The organism is Pseudomonas sp. NPDC089396 (genome assembly GCF_044749545.1).
GTDB lineage: Bacteria > Pseudomonadota > Gammaproteobacteria > Pseudomonadales > Pseudomonadaceae > Aquipseudomonas.
Genome location: NZ_JBIVIC010000005.1, coordinates 99,027 through 120,486, shown reverse-complemented (window position 1 = coordinate 120,486; position 21,460 = coordinate 99,027). Strand labels below are relative to the sequence as shown.

General features: G+C 63.6%; 14 protein-coding genes. 3 read left to right on the top strand and 11 right to left on the bottom strand.

The genetic code is table 11. The features are described 5' to 3' along the window. Window positions 1-84: 84 nt before the first annotated feature. From gltB to pilM, 8 genes are all read right to left on the bottom strand, one after another. Window positions 85-4,530 (bottom strand): glutamate synthase large subunit, encoded by a 4,446-nt coding sequence (gltB, locus tag ACIPZB_RS10880; protein WP_400640207.1) that lies wholly within the window; start codon window positions 4,528-4,530, stop codon window positions 85-87. 373 nt (window positions 4,531-4,903) lie between these two features. Continuing rightward, a complete protein-coding gene (locus tag ACIPZB_RS10875) occupies window positions 4,904-6,505 on the bottom strand; it encodes an SPOR domain-containing protein (RefSeq protein ID WP_400640206.1) in 1,602 nt (533 codons plus the stop codon). Between the two features lie 15 nt (window positions 6,506-6,520). Beyond that, window positions 6,521-7,618, bottom strand: coding sequence for a 3-dehydroquinate synthase (gene aroB / locus ACIPZB_RS10870; protein WP_400640205.1), 1,098 nt, complete (start codon window positions 7,616-7,618; stop codon window positions 6,521-6,523). Between the two features lie 94 nt (window positions 7,619-7,712). Beyond that, the gene (gene aroK / locus ACIPZB_RS10865; protein ID WP_400640204.1) at window positions 7,713-8,231 is read right to left on the bottom strand and encodes a shikimate kinase AroK; all 519 of its coding nucleotides are present in this window, start codon (window positions 8,229-8,231) and stop codon (window positions 7,713-7,715) included. A gap of 4 nt (window positions 8,232-8,235) precedes the next feature. Next, window positions 8,236-9,489 (bottom strand): type IV pilus secretin PilQ, encoded by a 1,254-nt coding sequence (locus ACIPZB_RS10860; RefSeq protein WP_400640417.1) that lies wholly within the window; start codon window positions 9,487-9,489, stop codon window positions 8,236-8,238. Next, on the bottom strand, window positions 9,440-10,438 hold the full coding sequence (locus ACIPZB_RS10855) for a pilus assembly protein PilP (RefSeq protein ID WP_400640203.1): 999 nt from the start codon (window positions 10,436-10,438) through the stop codon (window positions 9,440-9,442). The genes ACIPZB_RS10860 and ACIPZB_RS10855 overlap by 50 nt, the downstream gene beginning before the upstream one ends. Then, window positions 10,435-10,971 (bottom strand): PilN domain-containing protein, encoded by a 537-nt coding sequence (locus ACIPZB_RS10850; RefSeq protein WP_400640202.1) that lies wholly within the window; start codon window positions 10,969-10,971, stop codon window positions 10,435-10,437. The genes ACIPZB_RS10855 and ACIPZB_RS10850 overlap by 4 nt, the downstream gene beginning before the upstream one ends. Then, window positions 10,971-11,825 (bottom strand): type IV pilus biogenesis protein PilM, encoded by an 855-nt coding sequence (gene pilM / locus ACIPZB_RS10845; RefSeq protein ID WP_400640201.1) that lies wholly within the window; start codon window positions 11,823-11,825, stop codon window positions 10,971-10,973. Before pilM ends, ACIPZB_RS10850 begins: the two co-directional genes overlap by 1 nt. A 181-nt stretch (window positions 11,826-12,006) precedes the next feature. On the opposite strand from pilM, the gene ACIPZB_RS10840 reads away from it, so the two are divergent. Continuing rightward, complete coding sequence (locus ACIPZB_RS10840) at window positions 12,007-14,457, top strand: penicillin-binding protein 1A (RefSeq protein WP_400640416.1); 2,451 nt, start codon at window positions 12,007-12,009, stop codon at window positions 14,455-14,457. A 190-nt stretch (window positions 14,458-14,647) separates the two neighbouring features. Here the strand turns inward: ACIPZB_RS10840 and ACIPZB_RS10835 are convergent, their stop codons facing one another. From ACIPZB_RS10835 to rpmE, 3 genes are all read right to left on the bottom strand, one after another. Beyond that, window positions 14,648-15,916 (bottom strand): malic enzyme-like NAD(P)-binding protein, encoded by a 1,269-nt coding sequence (locus ACIPZB_RS10835; RefSeq protein ID WP_400640200.1) that lies wholly within the window; start codon window positions 15,914-15,916, stop codon window positions 14,648-14,650. A 180-nt stretch (window positions 15,917-16,096) separates the two neighbouring features. Continuing rightward, complete coding sequence (locus tag ACIPZB_RS10830; RefSeq protein ID WP_400640199.1) at window positions 16,097-16,918, bottom strand: thermonuclease family protein; 822 nt, start codon at window positions 16,916-16,918, stop codon at window positions 16,097-16,099. 2 nt (window positions 16,919-16,920) lie between these two features. Next, window positions 16,921-17,136, bottom strand: a complete 216-nt coding sequence (gene rpmE / locus ACIPZB_RS10825) for a 50S ribosomal protein L31 (RefSeq protein WP_008092997.1) — start codon at window positions 17,134-17,136, stop codon at window positions 16,921-16,923. A 167-nt stretch (window positions 17,137-17,303) separates the two neighbouring features. On the opposite strand from rpmE, the gene ACIPZB_RS10820 reads away from it, so the two are divergent. Together ACIPZB_RS10820 and argS are read left to right on the top strand one after the other, a co-directional pair. Further along, on the top strand, window positions 17,304-19,523 hold the full coding sequence (locus tag ACIPZB_RS10820) for a primosomal protein N' (RefSeq protein ID WP_400640198.1): 2,220 nt from the start codon (window positions 17,304-17,306) through the stop codon (window positions 19,521-19,523). 199 nt (window positions 19,524-19,722) lie between these two features. Continuing rightward, window positions 19,723-21,459 (top strand): arginine--tRNA ligase, encoded by a 1,737-nt coding sequence (argS, locus tag ACIPZB_RS10815; protein ID WP_400640197.1) that lies wholly within the window; start codon window positions 19,723-19,725, stop codon window positions 21,457-21,459. The last annotated feature ends 1 nt before the right edge of the window (window position 21,460 follow it).

The window sequence follows — 21,460 nt, the reverse complement described above, 5'->3', positions numbered from 1 at the left end:
GTTGCCAGCCTTGGGCTGCAAGCTGCAAGACGATCACTTGAGCACGACGGGCCCCGCGCACGGGGCCGTCACTTGCAGCTGTTGTTACTGCGGGTTGGCACGGGTGCTGGACAGCAGTTGCTTGAGGTTGGCCGCCTTCGGCTTGACCAGCCAGAAGCGCCGCACGTAGTCGTCCAGGTTCTCCGAGAGCTCACGCCCCCACTCGCTGCCAGTCTCCTCCACGTATTCGGCAAGGACCCGCGCCAAGTGGCTGCGGTAAGCCTCCATCGCCTCACCACTGATGCGCTGGATTTCCACCAGCTCGTGGTTGAGTTTGTCGACGAAGGAGTTGTCCATGTCGAGCACGTAGGCGAAGCCGCCAGTCATGCCAGAACCGAAGTTGTAACCGGTCTTGCCCAGAACGCAGACAAAGCCACCGGTCATGTATTCACAGCAGTGATCGCCAGTCCCCTCGACGACCGCGTGGGCGCCGGAGTTACGCACAGCGAAGCGCTCGCCTGCGGTGCCGGCGGCGAACAGCTTGCCGCCCGTCGCGCCATACAGGCAGGTGTTGCCAACGATGGCGCTGAGCTGGGTTTTGAACGGGCTGCCGGCAGGCGGCACGATGGTGACCTTGCCACCGGTCATGCCTTTGCCAACGTAGTCATTGGCATCGCCTTCCAGGTGCAGGTTCAGGCCGCCGGCGTTCCACACGCCGAAGCTTTGCCCTGCAGTGCCCTTGAAGCGGAAGGTGATCGGCTTGTCGGCCATGCCCTGGTTGCCGTACAGCTTGGCGATTTCGCCAGAGATGCGGGCACCAATGGAACGGTCGCAGTTACAGATGTCGAGCGCGAACTCGCCACCGGCCTGGTCACGGATGGCCGGCAGGGCCATCTCGACCATCTTCTCGGCCAGCTCACCCTTGTCGAACGGTGGGTTCTTGTCGACTTCGCAGAACTGCGGCTTGTCGGCCGGAATGTGCGAGCTGCCCAGCAGCGGAGTCAGGTCCAGGTGATGCTGGCGCTCGGTGTCGCCTGGCAGCACGTCGAGCAGGTCGGTGCGGCCGATCAGCTCGCCGAGGCTGCGCACGCCCAGCTTGGCCAGCCACTCACGGGTTTCTTCGGCGACAAAGGTGAAGAAGTTGATCACCATGTCGACGGTGCCGATGTAGTGGTCCTTGCGCAGCTTGTCGTTCTGGGTGGCCACGCCGGTGGCGCAGTTGTTCAGGTGGCAGATGCGCAGGTACTTGCAGCCCAGGGCGATCATCGGTGCGGTGCCGAAGCCGAAGCTCTCGGCGCCGAGGATGGCCGCCTTGATCACGTCCAGGCCGGTTTTCAGGCCGCCATCGGTCTGTACCCGCACCTTGCCGCGCAGGTCGTTGCCGCGCAGGGTCTGGTGGGTTTCGGCCAGGCCCAGTTCCCACGGGGCGCCGGCGTACTTGATCGAGGTCAGCGGCGAAGCGCCGGTGCCGCCGTCGTAGCCGGAAATGGTGATCAGGTCGGCATAGGCCTTGGCCACGCCAGCGGCGATGGTGCCAACGCCTGCCTCGGCGACCAGCTTGACCGATACCAGGGCCTGCGGATTGACCTGCTTGAGGTCGTAGATCAGCTGGGCCAGGTCTTCGATCGAGTAGATGTCGTGGTGCGGCGGCGGCGAGATCAGGGTCACGCCCGGCACGGCATAGCGCAGCTTGGCGATCAGGCCGTTGACCTTGCCGCCTGGCAGCTGCCCGCCTTCGCCGGGCTTGGCACCCTGGGCAACCTTGATCTGCAGCACTTCGGCGTTGACCAGGTACTCCGGGGTGACACCGAAGCGGCCGGTGGCCACCTGCTTGATCTTGGAGCTGCGGAGGGTGCCGTAACGCGACGGGTCTTCACCGCCCTCACCGGAGTTGGAGCGCGCACCCAGGCGGTTCATGGCCTCGGCCAGGGCTTCGTGGGCTTCTGGCGACAGTGCGCCCAGCGAGATACCGGCGGAGTCGAAGCGCTTGAGAATCGCGTCCAGCGGCTCGATCTGATCCAGCGGCAGGGCCTGGTCGGCCACTTTCACTTTCAGCAGGTCGCGGATCATCGACACCGGGCGCTGGTCGACCAGCGTGGTGTATTCCTTGAACTTGGCATAGTCGCCCTGCTGCACGGCAGCCTGCAGGGTGTTGACCACATCCGGGTTGTAGGCGTGGTATTCGCCACCGTGGACGAACTTCAGCAGGCCACCTTGCTGGATCGGCTTGCGCGCGCTCCAGGCTTCGGCGGCGAGCAGCTTCTGGTCGCCTTCCAGGTCGACGAAGCGCGCACCCTTGATGCGGCTGGACACACCCTTGAAGCTCAGGCCGACCACTTCCTCGGCCAGGCCCACGGCTTCGAACAGCTGGGCACCACGGTACGAGGCGATGGTGGAGATACCCATCTTCGACAGGATCTTCAGCAGACCCTTGGAGATGCCCTTGCGGTAGTACTTGAAGACTTCGTCCAGGTCGCCCAGCACTTCGCCGGTGCGGATCAGGTCGGCCAGCACTTCATACGCCAGGTACGGGTACACGGCCGAGGCGCCGAAGCCCAGCAGCACGGCGAAGTGGTGCGGGTCACGGGCGGTGGCGGTTTCCACCAGGATGTTGCTGTCGCAGCGCAGGCCCTGCTCGGTCAGGCGGTGGTGTACCGCGCCGACGGCGAGCGAGGCGTGCACCGGCAGTTTGCCCGGGGCGATGTAGCGGTCGCTCAGCACCAGCTGGGTCTTGCCGCTGCGCACCGCTTCTTCGGCCTGGTCGGCAATGTTGCGGATGGCCGCTTCCAGGCCGACGCTCTCTTCATAGTTGAGGTCGATCAGTTGGCGGTCGAAGCCTTCGCGCTCCAGGTTCATCAGCGAGCGCCATTTGGCGGGCGAGATGACCGGCGAGCTGAGGATTACCCGGGAGGCATGCTCCGGGGATTCCTGGAAGATGTTGCGCTCGGCGCCCAGGCAGATTTCCAGCGACATCACGATCGCTTCGCGCAGCGGGTCGATCGGCGGGTTGGTGACCTGGGCAAATTGCTGGCGGAAGAAGTCGTATGGCGAACGCACGCGCTGGGACAACACGGCCATCGGCGTGTCGTCACCCATCGAGCCTACCGCTTCCTGGCCCTGCTCGCCGAGTGGACGCAGCACCTGGTCACGCTCTTCGAAGGTGACCTGGAACATCTTCATGTATTGCTTGAGCTGGTCAGTGTCGTAGCTGGCCGCGCCCTGGTCGTCGGTCAAGGTCGCCTGGATGCGCAGGGCATGCTGACGCAGCCAGCGCTTGTACGGGTGACGCGACTTGAGACGGTCGTCGATGGCATCGGTGTCGAGGATCTGGCCGGTCTCGGTGTCCACGGCAAGAATCTGGCCTGGGCCGACTCGGCCCTTGGCCAGGACGTCCTCAGGCTGGTAGCCCCACACGCCGATTTCCGAGGCGATGGTGATGTAGCCATTGGTGGTGGTGACCCAGCGCGCCGGGCGCAGGCCGTTGCGGTCGAGCAGGCACACCGCATGGCGGCCTTCGGTCATGACGATACCGGCCGGGCCGTCCCACGGCTCCATGTGCATGGAGTTGTATTCGTAGAAGGCGCGCAGGTCGGCGTCCATGGTTTCGACGTTCTGCCAGGCTGGCGGTACCAGCATGCGCACGCCACGGAACAGGTCGATGCCGCCGGTGACCATCAGCTCCAGCATGTTGTCCATGCTCGAGGAGTCGGAGCCGACACGGTTGACCAGCGGGCCGAGCTCTTCGAGGTCGGGGATCAGGTCGTTGGCGAACTTGGTGCGACGGGCCATGGCCCAGTTGCGGTTGCCGGTGATGGTGTTGATCTCGCCGTTGTGGGCGAGGAAGCGGAAGGGCTGCGCCAGCGGCCACTTCGGCAGGGTGTTGGTGGAGAAGCGCTGGTGGAACACGCAGATCGCGGTTTGCAGGCGCTCGTCATCCAGGTCTGGATAGAAGGCCGCGAGATCGCGCGGCATCATCAGGCCTTTATAGATGATGGTCTTGTGCGAGAAGCTGCAGATGTAGTGGTCGGCGTCATGGGCGTTGGCCACGGACGAACGGCGACGGGCACTGAACAGCTTGATGGCGAATTCCTGATCGCTCAGGCCTTCACCGCCGATGAACACCTGCTCGATCTGCGGCAGGCGCTCCAGGGCCAGGCGGCCCAGCACGCTGGTGTCGATCGGGACTTTGCGCCAGCCCACCAGCGTGAGGCCGGCGTTGACGATTTCGCGGTCCATGTTGGCCCGCGCGGCTTCGGCTTTTACCGGGTCCTGGTTGAAGAACACCATGCCGACGGCGTACTGCTTGGGCAGCTCGACGGCGAAGTGTTCCTGGGCCACGGCACGCAGGAATTGATCGGGCTTCTGCATGAGCAGACCGCAACCGTCACCGGTCTTGCCGTCGGCGTTGATGCCGCCGCGGTGGGTCATGCAGGTCAGTGCCTGCATGGCGGTTTGCAGAAGGTGGTGGCTCGGTTCGCCCGTCATATGGGCGATCAGGCCAAAGCCACAGTTGTCCTTGAATTCTTCGGGATGGTACAGACCTGTTTTCATAGACACTTTCTCACCAGGTTCACCTCTCAACGGAGGTAAATCTCTTTTTAGTACAACCACTTACCATCCACGCCGATCAAATGCCAGCTTTTTTGCGGTGGCCATGGAAAACCATTGTTGCACAGCGACAGCGATACTCACAAATTTTCATGTCTCACCATTGAAAATTTATGTCGCATTTTTGAATGTTTTTGCGCCGCGCGCCGTGATAGCGGCTCGGCTCGAGTCTGAAGCGTTTCAGCCATGACTGCAAGAAGGGCTTGTGGCCGGCAGCCTGGGACAGAAAAGCCTGCCGCGCTCAGGCGCAGCAGGCTAGACGAAAGTCAGTAATCGCTCAGCAACTGGGCGGCGGGGTGATGCCGCCCGGAAGGTATCAGCGGGCCGAGGCCAGCTCTTGTTGGACGCTGGCGACGGTACGTGGCCAAGGTTTACCAGCCTGGACCTTCGCTGGCAAGTTCTTGATTGCAGCTACTGCGGCGTCGCGGTTGGCGAAGCTGCCATAGGTGACCACGTACAGCGGTTTGCCCTGCAGGTTTTTCTTGAAGTAGCGATAGTCGCCACCCTGTGCCTTGACGAAGGCCTGGGCCGAGGCCTCGGAGCTGGTGCCGAGGATCTGCACCACATAGTTGCCAGGCTTCTGACCTGCGTACCAGCCACCGCTGGCACTGCCACCGGCTGCCGGTTTTTCAGCAGGCTTGGCGGCCGGCTTGGCCGTGGCGACCTGGGTCGGCGCCGGGGTCGGCTTGGCAGGGGCAACCGGCTTGGCCGGCTGGGTTGCGACAGGCTTTTGCACAGGCGCAACCGGCTGTGACGGTGCTACAGGGGTCGCCTGGGCCAGGGTCGGCGCCGGGCCCGCAGCAACGCCTTGCGGTGGTGCAGTGGTGGTCACGGTCGGCGGCGGGTTACCAGGCTGCAGCGCGGTATTGTCGGCTGGGCCGCCCTCCTCGCCGTCGCCCATGCCAGCTGCCTGAGCCAGAGGCTCACGCATCACCGGCTGGGATTGGCCAACCAGCGGCAGCGGCATCGGCTGCGACGAGCCGGAGAACTCGATGGCGGGGTTGTTCGATTTGTCGCCCAATGGCAACTGGGCCTGGGCAGCGGGTGCCTCAGGAGCCTTGTCGCCTTTCTTGGGCATGAGCACCGCGGCACCAACAGCGACCACGACGACAGCGGACAGCGCGAGCACGTGTTTCTTCGGCATTTTGAACCCCATGGATGGTCGCTTGACCGCAGTGCGGCTGGCGATCATGGCTTCGATCAAGGTATCGCGGGCGACCTGGTTGATGTTGCCAGGCCAACCGTCGGAGTTTTCATGGATATCGACGAGCTGCTCATGGGTGAACACCTCGATGCCCCGGCCGGCGCCTTCCAGACGCTGCTCAAGGTACTCGCGGGTCTCTTCCTCGCTGTAGGGGGCGAGTTCGATGACATGGAAGCGCTCTTCCTCGACATGGATCTCATCCAACCCGGCAATCAGCGACGGCTCGCCGAACAGGAACACGTGCGGGCGCCCCTCCGGGACACCCGCCGCCAGCTCCAGCAACGCTTGGAGTGCCGACTCGTCGAGTTGTTCCGCATCGTCCACCAGCAAATAGACTTCCTGTCCGGTCAGGGCAAGCTGCACCACCTTGGACAGAATGGCCTGAACCTCGGGCTGGGCCACTTCCAGCGACTGGGCAACCTGCCCCAATACACTGGCAGCATCGCTGGCTCCACGGGCGGATACCACCACGCTTTGCACCGACTGCTTGTTGGTACTGGCCACCAAGGCCTGGCGCAGCAGTGTCTTGCCGCTGCCTACGGGGCCTGTAACCACCAGCATCAGCTGGCTGTAACGGGCCAGGTGATGCAACTGGCCGAGCACAGGCTTGCGCTGGGCGGGGAAGAACTTGAAACCGGGCACGCGCGGCGCGAACGGATCGTGGCTCAACTGGAAATGGTCGAGAAACGCCTCATCGGCATGCAAACTGGTCATTGCGCTGTCACAACCTCAAAGCTGGGCCACGATCGCGCGGTAATCCGCCGACAGCGTGGCCTGAAGAATCTCTTTCGGATAGTCGTCGGTGATCACGGCTTCGCCCAGCCGGCGCAACAGCACCAGCCGCAGGCGACCGTCGAGCACCTTTTTGTCGACCGCCATATGCTCCATGAAATGCGCCGGGGTCATTTCCTGTGGTGGCACCACCGGCAAACCTGCGTCCTGCAACAGGCGGATTGCTCGATCGCGCGCAGGCTGGTCGATCCAGCCCAGGCGCATTGACATCTCCAGGGCCATCACCGTGCCCGCAGCCACGGCTTCGCCGTGCAACCAGACGCCGTAGCCCATGTGCGTTTCGATGGCATGCCCGAAGGTATGGCCAAGGTTCAGGGTCGCCCGCACGCCGGATTCGCGCTCATCGGCGCCGACCACGGCGGCCTTGGCCGCGCATGAGCGGCGGATCGCTTCGGTCAGGGCCGCAGGCTCCAGGGCGCGCAGGGCTTGCATGTTGTCTTCGAGCCAGCCGAGGAACGGCTCGTCGCAGATCAGGCCGTACTTGATCACTTCGGCCAGACCAGCCGACAGCTCGCGCTGGGGCAGGGTCTTGAGGCTGGTGGTATCGATCAGCACCGCGTTGGGCTGATAGAACGCACCGACCATGTTCTTGCCCAGCGGGTGGTTGATGCCCGTCTTGCCGCCGACCGAGGAATCGACCTGGGACAACAGGGTGGTGGGCACTTGAATGAAATCGACACCGCGCTGGTAACAGGCCGCTGCGAAGCCCGCCATGTCACCGATCACCCCGCCGCCAAGGGCGACCACGGTGGTACGGCGGTCATGCCGAGCGGTGAGCAGGCCGTCGAAGATCAGCTGCAGGGTCTCCCAGTTTTTGTAGGCCTCGCCATCCGGGAGGATCACTGGCAGCACCGAATAGGCACCCAGGGTCTTGCTCAGGCGTTCGAGATACAGAGGCGCGACAGTTTCATTGGAAACGATGGCAACCTGCCGCCCGGCGATGTGCGGCGCCAGCAGTTCGGGCTGGTCCAGCAAGCCTTCGCCAATGTAGATCGGGTAGCTGCGCTCGCCCAGGTCGACCTTTAGTGTCTGCATGTATCCCCACAATGTACTTGGGCGCGGCGTCATTGATGCGACCCACGCGGTAACGTTGAACCTCGCCTCGGCGCTGGCCGAGAATAGTCCCGGCTTAGCGGGGCGGCAACTGCTGCAAGCGTTCGAGAATATCGAGCACCACCATGCGCGGCGGCCGCTCGTCGGTTTCCACCACCAGGTCGGCGATCTCACGGTAGAGCGGGTCGCGCGTTTCCAGCAGGGCGCGCAGGGTCGCCTCCGGGTTGGCGGTGCGCAGCAACGGGCGGTTGCGATCGCGCGCGGTGCGCCCGACTTGCTGCTCCACCGAAGCATGCAGGTAAATGACCCGTCCGCCCGCATGCAGCGCCTGGCGGTTTTCCGCGCGCATGACTGCGCCGCCACCGGTCGCCACGACCACGCCATCGAGCGCGCAGAGCTCGGCGATCATCGCTTGCTCACGGTCACGGAAGCCCGGTTCGCCTTCTTTATCGAAGATCCACGGAATGTTGGCGCCGGTTCGCAGTTCGATTTCCTTGTCGGAATCTTTGAACAGCAGGCGCAGCTCTTTGGCCAACAGGCGCCCGATGGTGCTCTTTCCAGCGCCCATGGGCCCTACAAGTATCAAATTTCGCACAGAATCAACGACTCACAGCAATCGCCTGGTCACTCATGATACGCGGAGTCAGGAAGACCAGCAGCTCGGATTTTTTCTCTTGTAATGCATCGCGTCGAAACAGCCGCCCAACATACGGCAGATCGCCCAAAAATGGCACCTTGTCGACCACATTGTTTTGCGAAGTCGAGTACACGCCGCCAATGACGATGGTTTCCCCATCGGCCACACGGACCTTGGCATTGACCTCGTTCTTGCGAATCGGCGGCACGTCGTTCAGGGCATTGACGAAGTCGGGCTCGTCCTTGGTCACCCTGACCGTCATGATGACCTTGCCGTCAGGGGTAATCTGCGGGGTGACTTCAAGCGACAGCGAGGCCTCTCGGAAGGAAACGGAGGTGGCGCCGCTCTTGCTGGTCTCCTGGTATGGCACTTCGGTGCCCTTGAGGATCCGGGCCGTTTCCTTGTCTGCGGTAACCACTTTGGGTTGCGAAATGATCTCGCCATTACCACTTTTTTCCATGGCACTGAGTTCAAGGTCCAGCAGTACGCCTCCTCGCAACAGGCCCAGGCCCAGGCCTACTCCAGCGCCGGCCCTCTCCACGCCCAGATCGACGAACACATCCCTGCCCAACTGCGCAGCCTCTTCATGCAGGGCACCTCCCCAGCGCACACCCAGGCTCTTTTCATAATCGACATTGGCCTCGACGATGCGCGCTTCGATCGCCACCTGGCGCACCGGCACATCCAGTTGCGTGACCAGTTGCCGCAACTGGGCGAGGCGCTCTTCGGGCTGGTGCACCAGCAAGGTATTGGTACGAGCATCGACACTCAGGCTACCGCGACCGGTGAGGATGCCGTCGTCGGCCAGCGTCGCCAGCAATACCTCCGCCAGCGCCGAGGCATTGGCGTGATGGATTGGCATCAACTCCCGGCGCAAGGGCTGCAACTGGGCATCGAGGGCCTGTCCGTAGGACTCGCCGAGCGACTGCTCAGCCAACTCACCCGCGGGCGCGATCAGCAAGACATTGCCTTCCTCTCGCCGCGCCAACCCCTTGCTCCGCAACACCAGTGCCAGGGCCTGATCCCAAGGGACGTCCTGCAAACGCAGGGTGATATTGCCTTGCACCTGGTCACTGGCCACCAGGTTGATGCCGGCATAATCCGCCAGGACCTGAAGCACCGAACGCACCTCGACATCCTGGAAATTCAACGAAACAGGCTCCCCCCTATAAGACGCTGCCAGCCCCGGCTGAACCGGTATCAACATCGCCACCATCACTATCGCCAGCCATTTCATGACCACTTGCCTCCCTGCCAGCGCCCTTCCTGAGCGCCAAGAACGTGGTGCGCTCGCGCCACTCGCCGGCCACGAACAACCGTTCGCGCACCTCCACCTGATGCGCGTCGATGCGCACCGCCACGCCATCATCGCGCCCCAGGCGCTCGCCTCGGCGCACGCGATACAAGCGTCCGGCAGTCGCCAGCAGCGCCTCATGCTCCCCTCTGCGCGACAAACTGCCGACCATTTCCAGCTGTGCCAGCGGGATCTCACCCAAGCCTTTTCGGGAGGTTCGCCCTGACCAGGCAGCAAAGGGATCGAAGTCTGCGACCTGTACATGCGCCCGGGCGGGTATCTGCGCCAACGAGGCGGACTCGGGCACCGGCGCATCGGCCTGGTAGGCATTCACTCGCAGACGCAGTCGTAAAAACCCGGGCCTGCCTTTGGCGGCGACCCAATGCATTTCCTCGGCACGCAACAAGCGAACTTGCCCAAGCCAGTCGTCCAGCCACATACGCAACGCCGGATATCGCCCGACTACTTGCACATCCATCGGGGTTTGCCGATACCCAGGTTCATGCACCTCTTCCAGTACGTTCAACTGTTCGAACTGCAACCCCAGTGCATGCCCCGAGAGCGCCAACTGTTCGAGCAGATCACTCATGCGATCGCCCGCCGCCAGTCCCCAGCGGGCGTTCTGCAGCAGTTGCTCGGCCTCGTCCAGGGCAGCACGACGTTGGCCCAAGCCGGACACCTGGCTGGTCTTGCTTGCCAGTTCGAGCGCCAAGGCCTCCTGCATTGCCTGCCCAGCCGTTTGAATTTGCCGCCACTCAGGCAGGCGAATCATGGCACCGAGGGCAAGTACCACCCCTGCCGTGATCAAGGGCAGCCAATACCCGGGAATTCGCGAGCGTTCGACCCATAGCTTCCAGACCTGCGGGCTCACGACCAGGCCGCCGACATTCGTGCCACCAGCAGAAACTCATCACCCTCGTCCGTGCTTTTCACGCGCTCGAGTGCAAGGTCGAGCAAGAAATTGGAGTGCTCCAGCTCGCGCATGAACTGCGCCACCACCGCCCCCGAAGCAGCCAGGCCGACAAGGCGCAGGCGCGAATGCTCGAGCTTGAGCTCTGTCAGCTGGATACCTTCCGGCAATGCCCGCTCCAGGTCGGCGAACAACGCAGTCACTAGCCCCTGGTCTGCCCGCAGGGCCGTCAGCGCCGCAGCTTGCGACCGCGCCGCCTCATAAGCCCGGTTGATAGACGCCAGTTGCTCCAGCTGCGCATCCAGCTCCGCCATGGCGGCTTGGCGGTTGCTGTTGTCGATAGCCTGCCGATGCGCACGCTCGCGCACCAACTGATCCATGAACAGTACGGCGCAAAGCCCCATGAACATGCTGCCAAGCAGCATCAATCGAAGTCGCCGCAACGCCGCCAGGCGCTGCCGCTCACGCCATGGCATCAGGTTCAGACGCACCATCAGCGCAACCCTCCCAGCGCCAGCGCGCAAGCCAGGCTGCAATCGTTACAGTCGAGCCCAGCCACTGTTGGCAAAGGGCGGCACGGCACCGTCAATTGGCCGCTCAGTTCAGCGAACCGACCGTGCTCCCCCAGTGCAGCACCGCATACAAGGACTTCATCCACCTGCAGCCCGTCGACAACCCACTCGGCAAGCCGCTCAACTGAAGCGTGCGCAGGCAATTCGCGCCGTTGTGGCAACCCATCCTGCATCCAGCCATGCAGCGTTATCCCGTCAGGTTCGAGGCGTAGCAGCGCCAAAGCGCCTGCAAAGGGCTGCGGCAGCAAACGCCGCAAGGCGATGCTGTCGACTTCCACGGCATCCAGCTGGAGCCCAGCGGCCTCGAACAGTGCCTCGAGCGGCTGCAATGTGCTTTGTCGACAAGCGGCGACCATGACATCCCGGTAGCCCGATCGCCCCATCGATGCGCCCATGGCATGGAAATCGATCACCAGGTCGTCCAGAGGAAAGGGGAACAAGGTGTCGGCATCGGCCAGTAATTGAGCCTCCATCTGCGCTGCGGTCTGACTTGCGGGCAATTGGCATAGCTTGCAGATCACCTGCGAGGCAGGCAGCGCCACCGCAACACGACGTTGGCGGCCGCCACAGCGTCGATGAGCGCCCCGCAGGGCCGCCTCGATGCGGTCTGGGTCTTGCCACCAGTGGCCCCCAGCGAACGGCTCGAATGGCTCAAGCGCCCAGGCGACCCGCTCGCAGCGATCGCGATGCCGGCGCACTTGCAGCATGTGTATCGAATCAGAGGTGATTTCCACCCCCAGCAATGAACCGGCATCCCTGCCCCAGCGTCCAAGCATCGCTGTTCCCTCGTTACTGCCCCTAAAACCCGCATCAGCGCCAGCCGTTGACGGCCAGGCGGTACAGCGGGCCACCTGGCCGGTCACCCGGCGAGGCGAAAAATGCTTATAATGCCCAGCGTTTTTCGTCCGCCGGCCCCGTGCGCAATTCACCCTTCAATCTGGACACCCAAAAGCCTTGATACGCCTGCTGAAGTTCTTCTGGTGGTCTTTCGTCGCAGTCATTTGCTCGCTCGTACTCGGCGTGAGCGGTGCGTTTCTGTATCTTAGCCCCAGCCTGCCGTCGGTCGATTCGCTCAGAAGCATCCAGTTGCAGATCCCCCTCAGGGTGTACAGCAGCGATGGCAAGCTGATTGCCGAGTTCGGCGAAATGCGGCGCTCGCCGATCCGATTCGCGGAAATCCCCCCACAATTCATCCAGGCGCTTCTGTCAGCCGAGGATGACAATTTCCTCAATCACTACGGGGTCGATCCGAGCAGCCTGATGCGCGCTGCGACCCAACTGGTGAAAACCGGTCACATCCAGACCGGCGGCAGCACCATCACCATGCAGGTGGCGAAGAACTTCTTCCTCACCAGCGAGCGCAGCTTCTCGCGCAAGACCAACGAAATTCTCCTGGCCCTGCAGATCGAACGTGAGCTGACCAAGGACGAGATCCTTGAGCTGTACGTCAACAAGATCTACCTGGGCAACCGCGCCTACGGCATCGACGCCGCCGCGCAGGTTTACTACGGCAAGTCGATCCGCGACGTGAGCCTGGCACAGATGGCGATGATCGCCGGCCTGCCCAAGGCGCCCTCGCGCTTCAACCCGCTGGCCAACCCGGTGCGGGCGAAAGAGCGCCGTGACTGGATCCTCGGCCGCATGTACAAGCTCGGCAAGATCGACGAAGCCAGCTATCAAACCGCGCTGGCCGAGCCGCTCAACGCCAGCTATCACGTGCCCACCCCGGAAGTGAACGCGCCCTACGTCGCCGAAATGGCCCGTGCAGAGATGGTCGGACGCTATGGCAGCGATGCCTACACCGAAGGCTTCCGCGTGACCACGACGGTGCCGAGCGACATGCAGGAAATGGCCAACAAGGCGGTCCTCAACGGCCTTTCCGACTACGATGAGCGCCACGGCTACCGCGGCCCCGAAGCGCGCTTCCCGGGCAAGACCCAGGCTGCCTGGCTGCAGGAATTGAACAAGCAGCGCACCCTCGGCGGCCTGGAGCCGGCCATCGTCACCCAGGTCGACAAGAGCGGGATCCAGGTCCTGACCCGCAGCGGCCAGGAAGAGCACGTGGCCTGGGAAACCATGAAGTGGGCCCGCCCGTTCCTCAACAGCAACTCGCAGGGCCGCGCGCCGCAATCGCCGGCGGATGTGGCCAAGGTCGGTGACCTGGTGCGCCTGCAGCGCCTGGACGACGGCAAGCTCAAGTTCAGCCAGGTGCCGGGGGCGCAGAGCGCGCTGGTTACGCTCGACCCTTACAACGGCGCTATCCGCGCCCTGGTCGGCGGTTTCTCGTTCGAACAGAGCAACTACAACCGCGCCATGCAGGCCAAGCGCCAGCCGGGTTCGAGCTTCAAGCCGTTCATCTACAGCGCGGCGCTGGACAGCGGCTATACCGCTTCGACCTTGGTGAACGATGCCCCAATCGTGTTCGTCGACGAGTACCTGGACAAGGTCTGGCGACCGAAGAACGACACCAACACCTTCCTTGGCCCGATCCGCATGCGCGAAGCACTGTACAAGTCGCGCAACCTGGTATCGATCCGTCTGCTGCAGGCCATGGGCGTGGGCCGTACCATCGATTACATCGCCAAGTTCGGCTTCAACAAGCAGGACCTGCCGCCAAACCTGTCCCTGGCGCTGGGCACCGCGACCCTGACCCCCATGGAGATCGCCACGGGCTGGAGCACCTTTGCCAATGGCGGCTACAAGATCAACCCCTACCTGATCGACCGCATCGAAAGCCGCAACGGCGAGACGCTGTTCACTGCCAACCCGGCACGCGTGCCACAAGCCAGCGAAGACCACGCAGGCCTGGCGGCACCGGAACAGCCGATCAGCACGGCGTCGCTGCCCGGCGAAGCCCCCTCGGCTTATGGCCAGGTTGCACCTGCACCGCAGGCACCGGTAGCGGCTGAGCAAATCATCGACGGCCGCACCAGCTACATCCTCACCAGCATGCTGCAGGATGTGATCAAGCGTGGCACCGGGCGTCGTGCACTGGCCCTGGGCCGTACCGACCTGGCAGGCAAGACCGGCACCACCAACGAATCCAAGGACGCCTGGTTCTCCGGTTACAACGCCGACTATGTCACCACGGTGTGGGTCGGCTTCGACCAACCGGAAACCCTGGGCCGCCGTGAGTACGGTGGCACGGTGGCGCTGCCGATCTGGATGAGCTTCATGGGGGCGGCGCTCAAGGACAAGCCGAACCACCCGCCCGCCGAGCCGGAAGGCATCCTCAGCCTGCGCGTCGACCCGATCAGTGGCCGTGCGGCTTCGCCAAGCACGCCGAATGCCTACTTCGAGCTGTTCAAGGCCGAAGACTCGCCGCCGTCGGTGGATGAGCTGGGCAATGGCGCGGCACCGGGCAGCCCGCTGCCGGCGGATGAAGCGACGCCGATGGATCTGTTCTGAGGTTGATTGATGTGTTGACCCTATCGCCGGCAAGCCGGCTCCCACAGGTACAGCACTGTATTCATTACTTGCACTGACCCTTGTGGGAGCCGGCTTGCCGGCGATAGGGCCGGTACAGCCCCCCAAAGCAGGCAAACAAAAAGCCCCGACTCTCACGAGCCGGGGCTTTTTCGTGTCGCTACGGCTGCAATCAGCCGTTGAACACTTCATCCACATTGTTCAGCGGATAGTGCTTCGGATACGGCAGGGTAGCTACGCCGGATTCGATCGCAGCCTTGGCCACGGCGTCGGAAACGACGGTGATCAGGCGTGGGTCCAGTGGCTTCGGAATGATGTACTCACGGCCGAATTCCAGGGCCTGGACGTTGTAGGCGTCGCACACTTCCTTCGGCACCGGCAGCTTGGCCAGGTCTTTCAGGGCGATAGCGGCGGCGATCTTCATTTCTTCGTTGATGCGCTTGGCGCGAACGTCCAGGGCACCACGGAAGATGAACGGGAAGCCCAGAACGTTGTTGACCTGGTTCGGGTAGTCGGAACGACCGGTGGCCATGATCACGTCGTTGCGGGTAGCGTGCGCCAGCTCCGGGGAGATTTCCGGGTCCGGGTTCGAGCAAGCGAACACGATCGGGTTGGCAGCCATCGACTTCAGGCCTTCCGGGCTCAGCAGGTTCGGGCCGGACAGACCAACGAACACATCGGCACCGTCCAGGGCATCAGCCAGGGTGCGCTTGTCGGTGGCGTGGGCGAACTGGGCCTTGTACTGGTTCAGGTCGTCGCGGCCAGCGTGAATCACGCCGCTGCGGTCGATCATGAAGATGTTCTCGACCTTGGCACCCATGCTCACCAGCAGCTTCATGCAGGAGATGGCGGCAGCGCCGGCACCCAGGCAGACGATCTTGGCGTCTTCCAGCTTCTTGCCGGCGATTTCCAGGGCGTTGATCATGCCGGCCGCGGTAACGATCGCGGTGCCGTGCTGGTCATCGTGGAATACCGGAATGTCGCACTGCTCGATCAGGGTGCGCTCGATTTCGAAGCACTCTGGCGCCTTGATGTCTTCGAGGTTGATGCCACCGAAGGTAATGGAAATGCGGCGTACGGTGTCGATGAAAGCCTGTGGGCTTTCCGATTCCACTTCGATGTCGAACACATCGATACCCGCGAAACGCTTGAACAGAACGCCCTTGCCTTCCATCACCGGCTTGGAAGCCAGTGGGCCGAGGTCACCCAGACCGAGGATGGCGGTGCCATCGGAAATCACCGCAACCAGGTTGCCCTTGCCGGTGTATTTGTAGGCCAGCTCTGGATCACGGCCGATTTCGCGCACGGGCTCAGCAACACCTGGGCTGTAGGCCAGGGCGAGGTCACGGGCGGTGGCGGTGGGCTTGGAGAGCTCGACGCTCAGTTTCCCCGGACGAGGTTGAGCGTGATATTCGAGAGCGGCGGTTTTCAGATCTGACATGGTGGGCATTCCGCTATTTACTGTTCTGACGGACCGCCGAGGATACGCAAAGAGCCGGGGAGCCACAAGACTGGTCGGTCACTTGTGTCAAGGCCTTTAGCCTACGACTTTACGCTATAACCCGCGGGGGCATTGGAATGGACAGTGTGTACAATCCAATAGCGAAATGTCTACATCTTTTCAGCCTGAAACACGCTCCAGCATGCTTGGATCGGTCAACGGCAACAGCCAACGTCGCTGCCCCGGCTTGAGCCCACCCTTGCGGGAACGATCCAGCACCCAGCCACGCGCTTCAACCTGGCGTCCTTTGAGGTTATCGAAGAAGCTGGCGGGGAAGTTGCCTTGCAGACGAGCGGGAATCTGCAGCACCACGCCGCTGCCCAGTTCCAGCCAGATGCCGGCGCGATTGCGCTCGATGCTGCCGATCCTGCCCGTGATCAATGCGAAGCCAGATTGAATGACATCCTCGGCGCGCAGTACCGCAGCACGCTGCCACAGGCCCAGGTTCGCCTGGCGCGCCGCCTGCTCGGCGGCTTGCTGGCAGCCCGTCAGGCGGACATTGGGCGCAACCGCGACACGGTAACCCAGCCCTTCGCTCAGCAGCCGCGCTTCGAGATTGTCGCCATTAGCGGCGTAAACATGCGCCAACGTGCGGCCGTACTTGTCCTTGGCCTCTTCACCCGGCACCAACCCGACACGCCCATCGCTGGCCTTGACCAGCGCCTGCAAGCGCCGCTTGGCCGCCTCGGCATAGGGCTCGCTGGTTCGGCCCTTGCGACCGATTTCCGGGGCATTGATGCCGATCATGCGCACACTTCGGCCATCGCTCAGGCGCAGTGTGTCGCCGTCCACCACCTGGCGCACCGCCACCGGCTGCGGCCGGTCCGGCAAGGGGCAGAAGGCCTGGACCGGAATGTGCCAGATCGCGCCCACAAAAAAGGCGCCCACAAGGGGCGCCTTTTTCAGCAACAACGCGAAGCCCGAAGGATTCGCCATGCGCATGATTACTTCTTGGTACCGAACATACCGAAGCGATCGGCGAACTTCTGTACGCGACCACCGGTGTCCAGGACTTTCTGCTTACCGGTGTAGAACGGGTGGCACAGGTTGCAAACGTCGATCGCCAGGGTGTTGCCCAGGGTCGAACGCGTTTCGAACTTGTTACCGCAGCTGCAGGTGACTGCAACTACTTCGTAGTTCGGATGAATATCAGCTTTCATGGTCACTTCCTCGAGCTGCGTGCCGCCACCCAACACCAATTGTTGAATACCGCACGTAATTAGGCGGGGAATAATACCAGAGCATCACGCCAACGCAAGTTGTCGCTTGCACCGACCGTCGTCTGCTAGGCTCGCCAGTCATTGAAATGCCCTCCGAGATCTTCCGCGTGTCCGACGTCATCCTGCGCCTTGCCCTGCCCTCCCCCTTGCGTCGTCTGTTCGACTACCGGGCGCCAGCGAGCATGGCGCGCCAGGCCCTGGCGCCAGGCATGCGTATCCGCGTGCCGTTCGGCCGTCGCGAGATGATCGGCGTGCTGGTGGAGGTGTGCGAACAGAGCGAAGTGCCCGCCGACAAGCTCAAGCCGGCCATTGCCCTGCTCGACCCGGTCACACCGGTGCCGGCAGCGCTGTTCAAGCTTTGCCTGTGGACCGCCCAGTATTATCAGCACAGCCTCGGCGATACCCTGAGCTGGGCGCTACCTACCCTGCTGCGCCAGGGGGAACCAGCAGAAATGCGCCAGGAGCGTTTCTGGCACGTGGCACCCGGCGCCCGCCTGGAAGACCCACGCATCGCCCGTGCGCCACGCCAGCGCGACGCCCTGAAGACCCTTGCCCAGCACCCCCACGGCGTGGCCCACAGCCTGCTGGCCAAACTCAACCTGAACAAGGACAGTCTCGACCTGCTGCTGGCCAAGGAGCTGGTGCAGGTGGAAGTTCGTCGCCAGCGCCCGGCAGCGCGCCATGAACACTGGCTGGCACAGCCGGAACTGTCGCTCAACGAGGAACAGCGCGAGGCCTTCGACACGGTGCGCGAGGGCTTTGACGGTTTCGGCGCATTCCTCCTGGCGGGCGTTACCGGCAGCGGCAAGACCGAGGTCTACCTGCAGCTCATCCGCGAAACCCTCGAGGCCGGCAAGCAGGCACTGGTGCTGATCCCCGAAATCAACCTCGGCCCGCAGACCCTGGCGCGCTTCGAGCAGCGCTTCAATGCCCGCATCGCCCTGCTGCACTCGGCGGTGAATGATCGCGAGCGCCTTGACGCCTGGCTGGCGGCGCGTGACGGAGAAGCCGACATCATCATCGGCACGCGTTCGGCGCTGTTCACGCCCATGAAGAACCCCGGCCTGATCATCATCGACGAAGAGCACGACGGTTCCTATAAACAGCAGGAAGGCCTGCGCTACCACGCCCGCGACCTGGCGCTGGTGCGCGCCCACCAGGAAAACATCCCGATCCTGCTCGGCTCCGCCACCCCTTCGCTGGAGACCTTGCACAATGCCCTGACCGGCCGCTACCGCCTGCTGCGCATGAACCAGCGCGCCGGCGGCGCACGCCCACCACGCATGCTGCGCCTGGATGTGAAGAGCCTGCCGCTGGACAGTGGCATCAGTGGCCCGCTGCAGCAGGCCATCCGCCTGACCCTGGAAGCCGGCCAGCAAGTGCTGGTGTTCCTCAACCGCCGAGGTTTCGCCCCGACCCTGCTGTGCCATGACTGTGGCTGGCTGTCCGAATGCCCCCGTTGCGATGCGCGCATGACAGTGCACCAGCGCTCCGGCGTACTGCGTTGCCACCACTGCGGCTATGACGAACGCCTGCCGCACCAGTGCCCGAAGTGCAACCATGTGGACTTGCGCCCGGTCGGCGCCGGCACCGAACGCGCCGAAGAGCGCCTGAAGGTGCTGTTCCCCGACTACCCGATCCTGCGCGTGGACCGTGACAGCACAGCGCGCAAGGACGCCATGCACAACCTGTTCAGTACCATCCAGCGCGGCCAGCCGAGCATCCTCGTCGGCACCCAGATGCTGGCCAAGGGGCACCACTTCCCGCGGGTTACCCTGGTGGCCATCCTCGATGCCGACGGCGGGCTGTTCTCCGGCGATTTTCGCGCCAGCGAGCGCATGGCCCAGCTGATCGTCCAGGTGGCCGGACGCGCCGGGCGTGCCGAGGAGCCGGGCAAGGTCATCATCCAGACCCACCTGGCCGATCACCCGCTGCTGGTGCAGCTGACCGAGCAGGGTTACTTCGCCTTCGCCGAACAGGCCCTGGGCGAGCGCCGCGCAGCCGGGCTGCCGCCCTACTCGCACCTGGCCTTGCTGCGCGCCGAAGCGCACAAGCCGGGGCAGGCCGAGGGTTTCCTCGACGAGGCCTGCAGCGCGGCGGAACGCCTTGTGGCCGAACAGCAGCTGCCGGGCATCGAACTGTTGGGCCCGGTCCCCGCTCCGATGGAGCGCAAGGCCGGGCGCTTTCGCGCACAATTGTTGATCCAGGCCAACACCCGGGCACCCTTGCATCGACTGATCAGCGCCTGGTTGCTAGTGTTGGAACAAATCCCGAGCGGGCGCCAGGTACGCTGGTCGCTGGATGTAGATCCGGTAGATCTGTACTGAATCCTCTGGCCCTATCGCCGGCAAGCCGGCTCCCACAGGGATTTGCAGCGCTGCGTCCATTGTGGAGCCGGCTTGCCGGCGATAGGGCCATCGAACACCGCCAAAGGTTGGCAACCCGGCCCCAGCAACGGATAATGCCCAGTTTTTCCACCTGCGCATCCAGGCGCCCTACCGCGCTTGCGGTCGAAAAGAGATCCCCATGAAAGACACCATTCGCCAGCTGATCCAGCAAGCCCTCACCCAACTCGTCACCGACGGTGTGCTGCCTGAAGGGCTGTCGCCGGCGATCCAGGTGGAAAACGCCCGGGACAAGACCCACGGCGACTTCGCCAGCAACATCGCCATGATGCTGGCCAAGCCGGCCGGCATGAAGCCGCGTGACCTGGCCGAAAAGCTGATCAATGCCCTGCCGGCCAGTGCCGACATCAGCAAGGTCGAAATCGCCGGCCCCGGCTTCCTGAACTTCTTCCAGAACACCGACGCCCTGGCCAACCGCCTGGACGCCGCCCTGGCCGACGCCCACCTGGGCGCACGCAAGGCCGGCCCTGCGCAAAAGGTGGTGATCGACATGTCGGCACCGAACCTGGCCAAGGAGATGCACGTCGGCCACCTGCGCTCGACCATCATCGGTGACAGCGTTGCCCGCGTACTGGAGTTCCTCGGTGACCAGGTCATCCGCCAGAACCACGTAGGCGACTGGGGTACCCAGTTCGGCATGCTGATGGCCTACCTGCAGGAAAACCCGATCACCAGCGACGAGCTGTCGGACCTGGAGAACTTCTACCGCGCCGCCAAGAAGCGCTTCGACGAATCCGAAGAGTTCGCCACCCGCGCCCGCGGCCTGGTGGTCAAGCTGCAGGCCGGCGACCCGGATTGCATGGCGCTGTGGACGCGCTTCAAGGACATCTCGCTGTCGCACTGCCAGAAGACCTACGAGCTGCTCAACGTCAAGCTGACCATGGCCGACGTGATGGGCGAAAGCGCCTACAACGACGACCTGGCCAACGTGATCAGCGACCTCAAGGCCAAGGGCCTGCTGGTCGAGGACCAGGGCGCCCAGTGCGTGTTCCTCGACGAGTTCAAGAATAGCGAAGGCGAGCCACTGCCGGTCATCGTGCAGAAGGCCGACGGCGGCTACCTGTACGCCACCACCGACCTGGCTGCCGTGCGTTATCGCAGCAACGTGCTCAAGGCCGACCGCGCCCTGTACTTCGTTGACCAGCGCCAGGCGCTGCACTTCAACCAGGTGTTCGAAGTAGCCCGCCGCGCAGGCTTCGTCGGCCACCCGATGCAGATGGAGCACATGGGCTTCGGCACCATGAACGGCGCCGACGGCCGCCCGTTCAAGACCCGTGACGGCGGCACCGTGAAGCTGATCGACCTGCTGACCGAAGCCAAGGACCGTGCCTACGCCCTGGTCAAGGAAAAGAACCCGAGCCTGGCCGAAGATGAATTGCGCCACATCGGTGAAGTGGTCGGTATCGGCGCGGTGAAATACGCCGACCTGTCCAAGCACCGCACCAGCGACTACAGCTTCAACTTCGAACTGATGCTCAACTTCGAAGGCAACACCGCGCCTTACCTGCTGTACGCCTACACCCGCGTGGCCGGCGTGTTCCGCAAGCTGGGCAAGGGCTTCGACGAAGTCGAGGGCAGCATCGTCCTGCAAGCCCCGCACGAACAGGACCTGGCCGCACGCCTGGCGCAGTTCGGCGAAATCCTCAATAACGTGGCCGACAAGGGCACGCCGCACGTGCTGTGCAGCTACCTGTACGACCTGGCCGGCCTGTTCTCCAGCTTCTACGAGAACTGCCCGATCCTCGCCGCCGAAACGCCAGAGCAGCAACAGAGCCGCCTGCGCCTCGCTGCCCTGACCGGCCGCACCCTCAAGCAAGGTCTGGAACTGCTCGGCCTGGAAACCCTGGAGCGTATGTAAG